Genomic DNA, 12,999 nt, shown 5'->3' with positions numbered 1-12,999 from the left:
CTAGCTGTTGGAGCCGTCGAAGCGCGCGGCATCCTCGGCCGCCATGCGGATCGCCTTGGATTTGTTGACGGTTTCTTGCCACTCTGCCTCGGGATCGCTGTCGTAGACCACGCCGCCACCGGCCTGGATGTACAGGTTCTGATCCTTCAGCACGGCGGTGCGCAGGGCGATGCACATGTCCATATCGCCATTGGCCGCGAAGTAACCCACACCACCGCCATAGATGCCGCGCTTTTCCGGTTCCAGCTCGTCGATGATCTCCATCGCGCGGACCTTGGGCGCGCCGGACACGGTGCCCGCCGGAAGCCCGGCCAGCAGCGCCGACAGGGCGTCGTGATCTTCGCTCAACTCGCCCACCACATTTGACACGATGTGCATGACGTGGCTGTAGCGTTCGATGATGAATTCCTCGGTCGGGCGCACGGTGCCAATCTTCGACACCCGTCCGGTGTCGTTGCGGCCAAGGTCCAGCAGCATCAGATGCTCGGCCAATTCCTTGGGGTCTGACAGCAGATCCCGTTCCAGCGCCTTGTCCTCGGCGGGCGTGGCGCCGCGTGGGCGGGTGCCGGCGATGGGGCGGATGGTGACTTCGCGCCCGAAGACCCGCACCAGAATCTCGGGGCTGGCGCCGATCACCTGGAAGCCGCCGAAGTTGAAAAAGAACATGAAGGGCGACGGATTGGTGCGCCGCAACGACCGATACAGCGCGAAGGGCGGCAGGTCGAATTTCTGGGTCCAGCGCTGTGCCGGGACCACCTGGAAAATATCGCCTGCGCGGATGTAGTCCTTGGCCTTCTCGACTGCCGCTAGATAGCCGTCCTTGGTGAAATTCGACACCGGTTCGGCGCTGGTGGCGGGCGCACCCAGATTGCGGCTTTCCCCCGCAACCGGGCGGGACAGGTCGCGCACCGCATCCATGACGCGTTCGGCGGCCTGGGCATAGGCGGCGCGGGCCGACAGGCGGTCGCGAGTCCAGACCGGCGAGACCACGGTGACCTCGCCCTTCACACCGTCCAGCACCACCACGACCGAGGGCCGCATCAGCATCGCATCGGGCAGACCCAACGGGTCGGGATTGACGCCCGGCAGGTGTTCGACCAGCCGGATCATGTCATAGCCCAAATAGCCGAACAGCCCGGCGGCCGAGGCCGGCAGGTCGTCGGGCATCTCGATCCGGCTTTCAGCGATCAGCGCGCGCAGCGACTCCAACGGAGCGGCCTCCTCGGGCACGAAGCCGTCGCGATCATAGCGGGCGGCACGGTTCAGGCGCGCCTGCGTGCCGCGGCAGTCCCAGATCAGGTCGGGCTTCAGACCGATGATCGAATAGCGTCCGCGCACCTCGCCGCCGGTGACGGACTCCAGCATGAAGGTGTCGGTGCCCGCGTCGCCCAGCTTCAGCATCAGCGATACGGGGGTATCCAGATCGGCGGCCAGCCGGGTATAGACCAGCTGGTTGCGCCCGGCGGCATGGCCTTCCGTGAAAGCCTCGAAGGACGGGGTCAGGCTCATGGCAGTTGCGCGTGCACCGCGTTCAGGGCGGCCTGGTTGATGGTGATCCCGGCGCGGATTTCCATGGCGCGGGCGATCTCGTTCAGCACGTCCTGCGCCATCTGTTCGCTGGCCTGCTGGCCCAGAACCTGGCGCAGCATGGCGGCATTGGGATCATCCTCGGAAGGCGGCAGGATCTCGTCGTTGCGGAGCAGCACCAGTGCTGCGCCATCCTCGATGACCTCGATCTCGCCTTCTTCCAGCGTGAAGATGCGCTCGGCTGCCTCCAGCGGAACCCCTTCGGGGACCGAGGTGCGGGTGATGTTGTTCACCACCAGCGGCTCCAGCCCCAGATCGGTGGCCGACAGGCCCGACGACAGGGCTTCTTCCAACTCGGTCACGCGAACGCGCAGGGCGTCGCGCACGGCGGCCTCGCGGGCTGCCTCTGTGGCCGCATCGATCACGTCGTCGAGCGGTTGCACCGTCGGCGGGATGATCTCATCCACGCGGATCGCGAACAGCGCGCCATCGTCCAACTGCCGCACTTCGGGGAAATCGTCGGGAGTTGCCTGGGCGGCCAACTCGTTGAAGGTCGCATAGGCGGCGATACCTTCCGGCGCCGGGCCGAACCATTCCACCGTGCCCAGCTCCATCGGGGTTTCCGTGGCCAGGTCTTCCAGCGTGGCGCCGCCGGCAAGAAGATCTTCCAGCGGTTCCAGTTCGTTGTCCAGCTGGCTGAGGGCGGCTTCGACCTGCAATTCGGCTGCAAGCAGGTCGCGGGCGTCTTCGAAGGTCGTGCTCTGCGGCGACAGGATGGCAGAGACGCGGAACAGCGCCGGGCCGAGGGTGCTGGGCAGGGGGCCGACCACACCGGCTTCAGTCAGGGCAAACACGCCGTCGGCGGCGGCGCCCAGATCGTCACGGGACACGGCGCCCAGATCCACGTCATCCACGGTCAGCTCGCGCTCGGTCAGGAAATTATCGAACTCGGCGGTGCCGTCTTCGATCGCGGCCATAGCCTCCCGTGCGGCGGTCTCGTCGGCAAAGGCCAGACGTTCGACCAGACGGCGCTCGGGGATGTTGAACTCCTCGGCGCGGGCGTCATAGGCGGCGCGCAGCGTGGCCTCTTCGACCTCGATGGTTTCGGCCAGCATTTCGGGGGTCAGCCAGGAGTAAGTGATCGCCTTGCGCTGGGGCAGGGTATAGGCGTCGATGTTGGCCTCGTAATGTGCCTGAATGGCGGCGGCATCGGGGGCCGCCACCGGGGCTTCAAGATCGTCCTCGGTCATGCGGATCAGGCTGAGCGTCCGGCGTTCCGCGATGAAGCGATAGATCGCGTCGGCATAGGCAGGCTGCGGCGACAGACCCGAGACCAGTGCCGCCTGAAACAGGTTGCGGGCCAGATCCTGACGCACCGAATCTTCGAACTGTTCCACCGACATCTGGTTGCGATCCAGAGCGAATTCATAGGCTTCGCGGTCGAACTTGCCGTCGAGCCCCTGAAAAGCCTCGATGTCGCGGATCTGGCTGCTGACACGTTCGTCGCCCACCGACAGGCCGGCCAGACGGGTGGCTTCATCCAGCGCGGCGGTGCCCAGAAGCCCTTGCAGCACGGCCACGTCGCGGCCTTGTGCCTGAAGATCGGCCATCGAGGCGGGCTGGCCGGTGGCGGCTTCCAGTTCCTGCATGTCGCGCTGCAAGGCGCGGCCATAGGTGTCGATGTCCACCTCGGTTTCGCCAACCGTGGCCACATTGGTGATGGTGCCGCCGAAATTGCCCACGCCGAAGCCCGCGAGCCCGACGATAAGCATCGCCATCAGCACCCAGACCACGAGTTGCGAGGCCTTGCCTTTTTTAGCCATGAGATCTGCCCTGTCTCTAGTGTTCAGCCGGGTGTAGGCCCTTTCGCAGGGGCCAGCAACCAAGTCGTGGCGCCGGGTAATCCGGCGCGGGTGGGGGCGGCGTCAGGTGCCGCGGTAGGGCTCGACGTACTGCAGGGCCATGTCCCACGGGAAGAAGATCCAGGTGTCCTGGCTGACGCCGGTGATGAAGGTGTCCACCATCGGCTCGCCCTTGGGTTTGGCATAGACGGTGGCGAAATGCGCCTTGGGATACATGGCGCGCACAACTTCCAGCGTCTTGCCGCTGTCCACCAGGTCATCGATGACCAGAATACCGGTGCCGTCGCCCATCAGATCCGGGTCCGGCGTGTTCAGCACCTGCGTGTCGCTTTGGGTCTGGTTGTCGTAGCTCTTGATCGAGATCGTATCCACGGTGCGGATGTCCAGTTCGCGCGCGATGATCATCGCCGGGGCCATACCGCCACGGGTGATCGCGACGATGGCCTTCCAGCCGCCGTCCGGGCCGGGGCCGCGCTTGTCCAGCCGCCAGGCCAGCGCCCGGCTGTCGCGGTGGATCTGGTCCCAGCTGATGTGGAACCCTTTCTCGTGTGGCAGACGATCCGTCATCTTCGACCTCCCTTGTCCGGGGTTCCTACCCGGCTGCGAGTTTCACGGCCAGCGCCGCCATCAGCCCGCCGAACAGGCGGTCCAGATGGGTCTTGGCCTTGCGATAAAGCGTCTGGGCCGGTCGCCCAGACATCAGGCGCGACACCGCGATGTACCACAGCGCCTCGTTCAGGAAGACCACTGCCAGCAGAAGGGCCTTGACCCACAGCGCGGTATCGCCCGGCACCAATCCGACGAAGACCGCGCCGAAAAAGACGGCGGGCTTGGGGTTGGCCAGTTGCGTCGTGATCCCCAGCCGGAAGGCCGAGGCACTTCCGCGCACCGGCACGTCGGGTGCGGACTGGGGCAGGGGCTTGCGGGCGTGTTTCCACATCATCACCGCCAGCCATATCAGGAAGGCCGCCCCGGCAAAGCGCAGGACGGTCAGGGCCATGGGCAGAACCTCGAACAGAACCGCCAGTCCGGCCAGTGCCGCGAAGGCCCAGAGGGTCGCGCCCAGACCCATGCCCAGTGACAGCGCCACCGCCGGGCGGAACCCTTCGGCGACCGACACCCGCAGGCACATCACGAAGGCCGGTCCCGGACTGATGGCGGCCAGCAGGTGCAGCGTGGCCACGGTCAGGAAAGCGACCAGCGTCATCCCTTGGCGATGTCCGGCGCGTCGACAGCCTTCATGCCGACCACGTGATAGCCCGCGTCCACATGAAGCACCTCGCCGGTGGTGGCCGAGCCCAGATCGGACAGCAGGTACAGCGCCGATTTCCCGACCTCTTCCTGGGTCACGGTCCGGCGCAGCGGCGCGTTGTATTCGTTCCACTTCATGATGTAGCGGAAATCGCCGATCCCGCTGGCAGCAAGGGTCTTGATGGTGCCGGCCGAGATCGCGTTGACGCGAATGCCGTCCTTGCCAAGATCCTCGGCCAGGTAGCGCACTGAAGCTTCAAGCGCTGCCTTGGCGACGCCCATGACGTTGTAATGCGGCATGACTTTTTCGGCGCCGTAGTAGGTCATGGTCAGGCAGGAGCCACCGTCGGTCATCAGCTTTTCGGCCCGCTGGCACACGGCGGTGAAGGAGTACACCGAGATGTCCATCGTGGTCTGGAAATTCGCCGGGCTGGTGTCGACATAGCGGCCCCGCAACTCGCTCTTGTCGGAAAATCCGATGGCGTGGACCACGAAATCCAGCTTGCCCCATTTCTCTTCCAGCGTCGCGAACAGCGCATCCAGCGAAGCCGGGTCGGCCACGTCGCATTCCAGCACCAGATCCGAGCCGAGTTGCGCCGCCAGAGGCTCGACCCGCTTCTTCAGCGGCCCGCCCTGATAGGAGAACGCCAGCTCCGCCCCGTGCTCGACACAGGTCTTGGCGATACCCCATGCAATCGATTTGTCATTGGCCAGACCCATGATCAGGCCACGCTTTCCTTGCATGAGTTTAGTTGACATTCTTTATTCTCCGCGCACGATAGGGGTTAGGGTCGTTTAGGCGATCAGTGGCGGGGCTTCAAGGCTGTGAAGCGGCAAGGTATTGCCTAGGCAAGTGTGCTAGTATCGTCGGAATTTCGGCGAAAGGTTTCGTGTATGTTCCGTGGGGGGGCGGCCGATGAGTGAAAGGTCCGGCATTTTTTCCGGAGAGGATCCGTTCGCGATCTCGCGCCAGTGGCTGGAAGAGGCCCGCAAGCACGAGGTCAACGATCCCGACGCCGCGGCCCTGGCAACCGTGGATCCCGAAGGGTTGCCCAATGTCCGGGTTGTTCTGATGCGGGGGATCGAGGACAACGGATTTGTCTTCTACACCAACTATCAAAGCGCCAAGGGTCAGGAGATCGCGGCCACGGGCAAGGCGGCCTTCGTGCTGCACTGGAAGTCGCTGAAGCGGCAGATCCGGGTCCGGGGACCGGTCGGCCAGGTGTCGCCGGAACAGTCGGACGCCTATTTCGCTTCGCGCCCCTTGCAAAGCCGGATCGGCGCCTGGGCCTCGGAGCAGTCGCAACCGTTGAAAAGCCGGGCCAGCCTGATGGCCGATGTGGCGCGCCTTGGCTTGAAGCTTGGCCCGCACCCCGCGCGCCCGCCGCATTGGGGCGGCTACAGGATCACGCCGGTCGAGATCGAGTTCTGGGCAGATGGAGAGTTCAGACTGCACAACCGCTTTCAGTGGCGGCGCGAGGAGGAGGGAAGTGGATGGACGGTCACGCGGTTGAGCCCGTAGACTGTTCACCTTGAACGCGTACCGGGATAGGCACTTGGAAAAAGCAGGTTTATAGACCAAAATCAAGTGCCTAGACCAAACGGATAGAAAACGAAGAGTATGCCATTTAGTGATATGAGTTCCGAAGACGAAACCGAGATTCTGATTGGTCAGGTCAAATGGTTCGACCCGGCCAAGGGATTTGGTTTTGTCGTTGCGGATGCGGGTGGGGCCGACATCCTTTTGCATGCAAATGTGTTGCGGAACTTCGGGCAAAGTTCCGTCGCCGACGGTGCCGTGGTCGAAATCGCCGTGCATGAAACGCCACGCGGACGGCAGGCGGTCGAAGTTTTACGGATCGATCCGCCTTTGACCACTGAGATCGAGGCGCATGGCACCTTCCATGCCGAGGAATTTGATGATGCCGAGGCCGGGCCGCTGGAACCGGCGCGGGTCAAGTGGTTCGACAAGTCCAAGGGCTTCGGCTTTGCCAATGCCTTCGGTAAGGCCGGCGACATCTTCATCCACATCGAGGTTTTGCGGCGCTCGGGACTGGCCGATTTGCAACCGGGTGAAGCCGTCTGTGTTCGCGTGGTCGAAGGCCGCCGCGGGTTGATGGCGGTCCTGGTCACCTCGTGGGAATTCGCCCTGCAATCGGGCGAGGAATAGCTCCGATGCGCAAGATTCTGGCCCTGCTGCTGGCCATTTCCATCGCGGGGCCTGCGTTGGCCGATCAGGGGTGCGCGACGGACCGGGTCGATCTGCGCGGCCCCTGGGGGCAGGCGAGCTTTTCCGTCGAGGTCGCCGATGATCGGCAGGAGCGAGCGCAAGGGCTGATGCATCGCAAGTCCCTGCCGCGGTCTTCCGGTATGCTGTTTGTCTATGAGCATCCGCAACGCGTGTCCTTCTGGATGCGCAACACCCTGATCCCATTGGACATGATCTTCGTGGGCGCGGATGGCCGCGTGCGCCGGATCCACGAAAACGCCATCCCGCTGGATGAAACCGGCATCCCCGGCGGCACCGACATTCTGGCCGTGCTCGAGATCAACGGCGGGCTGAGCGGTGTCCTTGGCCTGGCGCCCGGAACCGAGATGCGGCATCCGGCATTCGATCCCGAACACGCCGCCTGGCCGTGCCCGTGATTTGGTCTTTTCATTTCTGACGCCCAGCGATAAGCACTGCCGGTGTCGGGGCGTAGCGCAGCCTGGTAGCGCGACGGTTTTGGGTACCGTAGGTCGCAAGTTCGAATCTTGCCGTCCCGACCATTTTCCACGGCCTTGGCCGGTTGAGCATCCCGCTTGAACCTGCCAGACCGTGGAGGCGCAGACCGCACCCTTTCGCGGTCCGGGCCCGAGTGGCGGAATGGTAGACGCAGGGGATTCAAAATCCCCCGCCGCAAGGCGTGCCGGTTCGAGTCCGGCCTCGGGTACCAGCAGCGTTTGGCTGTGCGCTCGCGCTGCGTGCATCGCGCTGTAAATGCGGTGGTTTTCACTACCCTTGCTCCAAAATGATCGCCAAACGCGCGCATGAACGCGTATCAATCTTCGCAGGATTTACCCATTCGTGCGTAAAGGGGGCGGGATCGCACCGTTTGTGCTGAGCAAAGGCAAATGGCGGGCGCATGTCTGCGTCGACGGGGTGCGTCGGACCCGGCTGTTTCCGACCAGGCGCGCCGCGCGGGACTGGGCTGCCCGGACGGAATACGAGATCCACAACAGCAGCACGATAGCCTCGGGCACGCTGTTCGGCGATGTGCTGGATCGCTATGCGCGCGAGGTCAGTCCCGCCAAGCGCAGCCACGCCTGGGAGGTTCGGCGGATCGAGCGGTTCCGCAGCGATCCCCTAGCTGCCATCCCGATCGGTGAGCTGACGGCGGGCGACATCGCCCTGTGGCGCGGTGACCGGCTGCGCGATGTGTCCGCGGCCACGGTTCTGCGGGACATGAACCTGCTGGGCGCGGTCCTGACGCAGGCCCGGCGCGAGTGGCATTTGATCGAGAAAAGCCCGCTACCGGACGTGCGCCGTCCGAAAGCGGCGCCGCCACGCGACCGGCTGCCCACGGCGGATGAGTTCGAGCGCCTGGCGATCGCGGCCGGGACGGATCTGGCCCGGCCCACGGCGCGCGCGCTCCATGCGTTCCTGTTCGCCTGCGAAACGGCCATGCGGGCCGGTGAGATCGTCGGCCTGACGTGGGGCCACATCGATCTGGAAGCCCGTGTCGCGCATCTGCCCATGACCAAGAACGGCCGGCCGCGCGATGTGCCGATGACCGGGGCGGCGGTAGAGCTGCCGGGGCAACTGCCGCGCTGCGATCCGGTGTTCGGCCTGTCGTCAGCTCGGTTGGACGCGCTGTGGCGGAAGCTGCGCGACCGGGCGCTGGTGGCCGGCCCGCGGTTCCATGACAGTCGTGCATATGCGCTGACCAACCTGTCGCGGCGCGTGGATGTGATGACGCTGACCAAGATCAGTGGCCACCGGGATCTGAAGATCCTCCTGAACACCTATTATCGGGAGACGGCGGCGGATATTGCAAAGAGGCTAGGGTAGGGGCGCTCATGGCGCACTGGGCGGAAACCGAACTTTCTCCGCGCTTGCGGACCGGTTAGTTCAGCAAGGTCTAATCTGCCTAGACCCCTTCAAACCGATCCATCCCTTCTGCTTATCCCCGACCGCCAACGCATCGAGGGCCGCAAATCATGCAGCCCTCGAGTTTCGGTCGGATTGGCGCTTCTTCTTCGTTGGCGCAGGCTCGACACTAGGCCCAGCCGAGTTGACGCATCGCGATCCCGTCGTTCCAGATTTTTGTCAGGTGACGAATTTTGCCACCTTCGAATTCCATCGAGTAGGCGTAATCCGTCGCGATAGTTTTTCCGGTCGGAGGAACCGGGCCGCCCTCGCCGGTTTGTGTGCCGTGGAAGACCGATGTTGCAACCACCGTGCCGCGTTCCTCGTCAGCCGCAAACCCCTTCAGTTCATAGTGCCCGTCAGGCATCGGCGTGAGGATGGCCTTCGTCCAGTTCGTGTATGCCTCCAGGGTCGAGGTGTCGGCGAGGGCATCCGACTGGCAGTCAAAGGATGCGTCGTCGTGGCAGTACTGTTTGCATACGTCCCAACCCTTTCCGGTCTCACAAGCTTCAAAGAACTCACGTGCGGTTTTAGCGATGGTCATGATTCTAACCCCTTGATTTCTATCCGGGAACACCCCGAACATCCTGATGTGAGTTAGGTTTACGGCCGTTCGAACCGTCGAACATCTGCCAGGTGGCATATATCGCGCAAAAAAAATCCTATACCCCTTCCGGATTGTGCCAAACTGTCGGGAGGCCGGGGGGATCAAATTGAAAAGACATACCAATCTGCCGCTGGAGTTGTCTTCGCTTGTGGGGCGCGACGCAGAGCTATCGGAGCTTCGCCAGCTTGTGAATGCCGAGCGACTGGTCACACTCAGCGGCACGGGGGGCACCGGAAAGACCCGCATCGCTAAGAAACTGGCCCGGATGCTGGTCGAGAGCTATCGGCACGGAGTCTGGTTCATCGATCTGACGGGTGTATTTCGGGATAGCGGCGTAGCGGGTGCAGTATCCAGGGTCCTGGGACTTCTGGAGGAAAACCAGATTCCCTTATCCGAGACGATTGCACAGCAACTGAGCGATCAACGGGTGTTACTGGTCCTCGACAATTGTGAACAAGTTCTTGCCGGTTGCGCGGAACTGGCGCAGCAAATTCTCGCGACTGCGCCAGATGTCCATCTGCTGGCCACGAGCCGGGAACCCCTACGTCTCTCAGGCGAATTTATCCATCAAGTGCCACCGCTCAGCATTGAAAGCGGAGTTGCGCTTTTTGAAGAGCGGGCGCGCCAAGCCGGATCTCGATTGGCCGCCGACGGAATTTCTTCCGCCACTGCGCGCGAAATCGTGGCGCGACTGGATGGCATTCCACTGGCAATCGAGTTGGCGGCTGCGCGAACGTCAATGATGGCACCGGCGCAGATCCTTGAGGGCTTGCACAGCCGTTTTGATCTGCTCACAGGCGCGGCGCGGGACGCGATCGGACATCACCGGTCGCTGCGGGCCTCTGTCGCCTGGAGCTATGATCTTATGACACCGGCTGAACGGGCATTGGCGCGACGGCTCTGTGTGTTTCGTGGATTTACACTCGATTCAGCGCAGATTATTGGCGCCGAGGTCGACACAGGAGACGACATCGTACTTGACCTGACCCAACGGCTCGTCGACATGTCTATCGTTCAGGTCGACCATTCAACGCCCGAGCCACGCTATCGCTTTCTGGAAACGGTGCGGGAGTATTTCGTGGAGCGGCTGGAGGCGGCGGGCGAAACAAGCGCGGCGCGAGCGGCGCACCTTGCGCATTTCATAGATTTTGCCGAATACCGGGCGCAAAGGCTGATCCTTGGGGATGGGCCCGAGCTGATGACCCAGATCCAGAGCGAATTCGACAACTTGGAAGATGCGCTGGTTTTTGCGGAAAGTCAGGATGATCCGGCGAGTTTGCTTCGGTTGCTGACGGCCTTGACAGGGTATTACGAGATCTGGGGTCAGCACCAGCATGGAATGCGTTGGTTCGACACGGCCTTGGCAAAGGACGCCGCGTCAGAAGTCTTGACGGCCCGCGCGCTTTGGGGAGCCTCTCACGTGTGTGCCTATGGCGGTCGTATGGATCTCGCTTTTCCAAGAGCCATGCAAGCCCTGGAGATGTCGCAGGAGATTGGCGACAAATGGACCGAATCCCGCGCTTTGGACATCATCGGTTTCGCGCAAGCCGTCTCTGACCCGCAGGGCGCATCGGAATCCCTGAACCGCAGTATCCAACTGGGCGGCGAGATAGCAGACGACTGGGCAGAACCCCACGCGATAAAGATGCTGACCGCCGTCTATATGTTCTCGCATGAGATTGCCGGCGGCAGCAGGTCGATCGAAAAACTGCTCGCCGTCGCCCGCAAACATAAAAGCCGATACCTCACGGCCTGGGCCAATGCCTTGAAGGGATATTTTGCTCGGGACGGCGGTGATCTGGATGCAGCCGAGAAGGCTCTTGGCATCTCAATTGAAAATGCGACCGGTGTGCGCGACCCAGCAACCGGCGGCTTCGCCAAGGTATGGTTCTCAGCGCTGAAGGCGGATCGCGGGCAGGTCGAGGAAGCGCGCAGCGAAATGATCGGCGCGATGAAGACGGCCACCGTCACGGGGACATTTCTGGCGGTCCCGGAAATCATGTTTCAGTTGGGCACGATCGAGGTTGCAGCCGGGCGTCCACAAGCGACACTCGATTTGATCGACGGGCATGTCGAGGCGTTGAAGGCGGCAGGTATACCCGTCTGGGCCGCCCAGTTGGCGATTGCCTCGGCAGCGGCTCAGATTGACCTTGGCGGTCTTGACGAAGCCCAAGCTTTGCTCGATGAGGCCGCCGAAATGTCGGTCTCTCTCAAGAACCCGTTCCTAAATGGGCTGATCGGCTACATGCGAGGACGCCTCGCATTGGCCGGAGGAGATACAGGAAAAGCCGAGGTCGCTTATCATGAGGCACTGGAAATTCAAAGCGATGCCGGCTTGCTGCCGGGATTGCTTCGGACGACGGAGGGGGTTTCCGAAGTTCTGATCGCTAAAGAAAAATACGAAGATGCGGCCCGTGTTTTGGCCTTTGTGGATGCGTCCCGAAGTGACATGCGCCTTGTCCGCGGCAGCGCTGAAATTGAACAGCATGAACTGCGGATTGAGAAGCTCGAAAGAGCACTTGGGGCCGCGCACGATGAACTGAGGGCAAAAGCGGCTAAATCTGATCTTGAGGAGATTATCGGTATAATCTCCCGTATGCGGGGCAAACGGGCGCGGCCATTGATGGGCTGGGAAAGTCTGACGCCGACCGAACGTCGTGTGGTGTCCCTCGCGATAGAAGGTCTGTCCAATCCCGAGATCGCAGAACGTATGTTCATTGCCCGCGGCACCGTAAAGGTACACCTCTCGCACATTTATGAGAAGCTGGAGGTGAGGTCGCGCACCCAGCTTGCTGCAAAGGCGGTCACTGAGAAGTTTTTGACAGATGCAAGACCGACCAAGATAGGCACGCGGAATTCTCGCGGGCAGCAACTGTCTTAGTCAACATTCATGTTGTTTCGCGGATTCTAGCGCTCAGCGAAACCGGTGTTCCTTCAATCGCAGCGAAGGATTTCTTTGACCTGACCTGAGCCCCGACTTCCCTCCAGCTTTTCGGAGAATCCGTCGGTTGGTGCACTGCTCCCCAACCTTGGACCGCCGGAGGCTGGACTTTTCGGGCTGTCTCACGATGACGGGCTGGTGACGCCATCGGGATAATGCATGGCAATCGGGACTTTGTATCCGATCGCGCTGTGGGGTCTGTCCTCGTTGTAGTGTCTGCGCCAATCCTCCAGCTTTTCCCTCGCGACCGCAAGGCTCATGAACCAGTGCGCGCTCAGACATTCGGTCTTAGGTAGCAAATGCACCAAAGGCTTGATTGGCCGTCGGGATGGGAACATGGAGTGAACATCTATTCACTATTAGGTCGCCATGGCGCAGCATTTTCTCCTGTCGGCAGCTGCGAGAACGCTGTCGCTGAAGTCGAGCTTCTCGGAAGGCGAAGAGGCTGCGTATCAACGGTTTTGCCGTTTGCGTTGGCCGGCGACCAACGGGTCGCCGGTCTGCCCGGCCTGTGGGTGCGTCGACGTCTATAACCTTTCGACCCGGCGCCGGTTTAAGTGCGCAGCGTGCCATAAGCAGTTTAGCGTGACCTCGGGGACGATCTTTGGCCTGCTGCCGGTTTCGTGGACGGCAACTTAAGCTTTCATAGCTCGCTCCTCGAAGGTCATAGGACTTAGATAGC

Annotated in this window: 11 protein-coding genes, 2 tRNA genes and 2 pseudogenes; 8 read left to right on the top strand and 7 right to left on the bottom strand. The window is 62.4% G+C overall.

Annotated elements, in window-relative coordinates; translation table 11 throughout:
* The 5 genes from trpE to fabI all read right to left on the bottom strand — a co-directional run bounded on the left by trpE (position 1) and on the right by fabI (position 5,399).
* Entirely contained in the window at positions 1–1,509 is a 1,509-nt protein-coding gene (trpE, locus tag AB0T83_RS05720; protein WP_366192085.1) for an anthranilate synthase component I, read from the bottom strand.
* The gene (locus tag AB0T83_RS05715; protein ID WP_366192084.1) at positions 1,506–3,350 is read right to left on the bottom strand and encodes a peptidylprolyl isomerase; all 1,845 of its coding nucleotides are present in this window, start codon (positions 3,348–3,350) and stop codon (positions 1,506–1,508) included. Before AB0T83_RS05715 ends, trpE begins: the two co-directional genes overlap by 4 nt.
* 102 nt (positions 3,351–3,452) lie before the next feature.
* The gene (gene gpt / locus AB0T83_RS05710; protein WP_366192083.1) at positions 3,453–3,956 is read right to left on the bottom strand and encodes a xanthine phosphoribosyltransferase; all 504 of its coding nucleotides are present in this window, start codon (positions 3,954–3,956) and stop codon (positions 3,453–3,455) included.
* A 25-nt stretch (positions 3,957–3,981) separates the two neighbouring features.
* Positions 3,982–4,596, bottom strand: a complete 615-nt coding sequence (locus tag AB0T83_RS05705) for a LysE family translocator (RefSeq protein WP_366192082.1) — start codon at positions 4,594–4,596, stop codon at positions 3,982–3,984.
* Positions 4,593–5,399 carry an enoyl-ACP reductase FabI gene (fabI, locus tag AB0T83_RS05700; RefSeq protein ID WP_366192081.1) on the bottom strand — a complete coding sequence of 269 codons (807 nt, stop codon included), beginning with the start codon at positions 5,397–5,399 and terminating at the stop codon, positions 4,593–4,595. Before fabI ends, AB0T83_RS05705 begins: the two co-directional genes overlap by 4 nt.
* Positions 5,400–5,556: 157 nt before the next feature.
* On the opposite strand from fabI, the gene pdxH reads away from it, so the two are divergent.
* From pdxH to AB0T83_RS05670, 6 genes are all read left to right on the top strand, one after another.
* On the top strand, positions 5,557–6,162 hold the full coding sequence (gene pdxH, locus AB0T83_RS05695) for a pyridoxamine 5'-phosphate oxidase (RefSeq protein WP_366192080.1): 606 nt from the start codon (positions 5,557–5,559) through the stop codon (positions 6,160–6,162).
* 114 nt (positions 6,163–6,276) lie between these two features.
* Positions 6,277–6,810, top strand: a complete 534-nt coding sequence (locus AB0T83_RS05690) for a cold-shock protein (protein ID WP_366192079.1) — start codon at positions 6,277–6,279, stop codon at positions 6,808–6,810.
* Positions 6,811–6,815: 5 nt separating this feature from the next.
* Positions 6,816–7,286 carry a DUF192 domain-containing protein gene (locus AB0T83_RS05685; RefSeq protein WP_366192078.1) on the top strand — a complete coding sequence of 157 codons (471 nt, stop codon included), beginning with the start codon at positions 6,816–6,818 and terminating at the stop codon, positions 7,284–7,286.
* 46 nt (positions 7,287–7,332) lie between these two features.
* A tRNA-Pro gene (locus AB0T83_RS05680) sits at positions 7,333–7,409 on the top strand.
* 83 nt (positions 7,410–7,492) lie between these two features.
* Positions 7,493–7,576 (top strand) — tRNA-Leu (locus AB0T83_RS05675).
* Positions 7,577–7,707: 131 nt separating this feature from the next.
* Entirely contained in the window at positions 7,708–8,691 is a 984-nt protein-coding gene (locus tag AB0T83_RS05670; RefSeq protein ID WP_366192077.1) for a tyrosine-type recombinase/integrase, read from the top strand.
* A gap of 208 nt (positions 8,692–8,899) precedes the next feature.
* Here the strand turns inward: AB0T83_RS05670 and AB0T83_RS05665 are convergent, their stop codons facing one another.
* On the bottom strand, positions 8,900–9,313 hold the full coding sequence (locus AB0T83_RS05665) for an ester cyclase (protein WP_366192076.1): 414 nt from the start codon (positions 9,311–9,313) through the stop codon (positions 8,900–8,902).
* A 169-nt stretch (positions 9,314–9,482) separates the two neighbouring features.
* Here AB0T83_RS05665 and AB0T83_RS05660 point away from each other — a divergent pair, with 169 nt between their 5' ends.
* Positions 9,483–12,257 carry a helix-turn-helix transcriptional regulator gene (locus tag AB0T83_RS05660; RefSeq protein ID WP_366192075.1) on the top strand — a complete coding sequence of 925 codons (2,775 nt, stop codon included), beginning with the start codon at positions 9,483–9,485 and terminating at the stop codon, positions 12,255–12,257.
* A gap of 182 nt (positions 12,258–12,439) precedes the next feature.
* On the opposite strand, the pseudogene AB0T83_RS05655 reads toward AB0T83_RS05660, so the two are convergent.
* Positions 12,440–12,607 (bottom strand): annotated as a pseudogene (locus AB0T83_RS05655) (integrase core domain-containing protein); the annotation flags it as partial.
* 79 nt (positions 12,608–12,686) lie between these two features.
* On the opposite strand from AB0T83_RS05655, the pseudogene AB0T83_RS05650 reads away from it, so the two are divergent.
* Positions 12,687–12,923, top strand: a pseudogene (locus AB0T83_RS05650) (transposase); the annotation flags it as partial.
* Between the last annotated feature and the right edge of the window lie 76 nt (positions 12,924–12,999).

This window comes from Meridianimarinicoccus marinus (assembly GCF_040689105.1).
GTDB classification, from domain to species: domain Bacteria; phylum Pseudomonadota; class Alphaproteobacteria; order Rhodobacterales; family Rhodobacteraceae; genus Meridianimarinicoccus; species Meridianimarinicoccus marinus.
This window is presented reverse-complemented; position numbering and strand designations above follow the sequence as displayed.

Excerpts from the sequence above, each read along its gene's own strand:
- gpt (WP_366192083.1), bottom strand. The coding sequence starts at position 3,956 with ATGACGGATCGTCTGCCACACGAGAAAGGGTTCCACATCAGCTGGGAC.
- trpE (WP_366192085.1), bottom strand. The coding sequence starts at position 1,509 with ATGAGCCTGACCCCGTCCTTCGAGGCTTTCACGGAAGGCCATGCCGCC.
- fabI (WP_366192081.1), bottom strand. The coding sequence starts at position 5,399 with ATGTCAACTAAACTCATGCAAGGAAAGCGTGGCCTGATCATGGGTCTG.
- AB0T83_RS05665 (WP_366192076.1), bottom strand. The coding sequence starts at position 9,313 with ATGACCATCGCTAAAACCGCACGTGAGTTCTTTGAAGCTTGTGAGACC.
- pdxH (WP_366192080.1), top strand. The coding sequence starts at position 5,557 with ATGAGTGAAAGGTCCGGCATTTTTTCCGGAGAGGATCCGTTCGCGATC.
- AB0T83_RS05690 (WP_366192079.1), top strand. The coding sequence starts at position 6,277 with ATGAGTTCCGAAGACGAAACCGAGATTCTGATTGGTCAGGTCAAATGG.
- AB0T83_RS05715 (WP_366192084.1), bottom strand. The coding sequence starts at position 3,350 with ATGGCTAAAAAAGGCAAGGCCTCGCAACTCGTGGTCTGGGTGCTGATG.
- AB0T83_RS05685 (WP_366192078.1), top strand. The coding sequence starts at position 6,816 with ATGCGCAAGATTCTGGCCCTGCTGCTGGCCATTTCCATCGCGGGGCCT.
- AB0T83_RS05705 (WP_366192082.1), bottom strand. The coding sequence starts at position 4,596 with ATGACGCTGGTCGCTTTCCTGACCGTGGCCACGCTGCACCTGCTGGCC.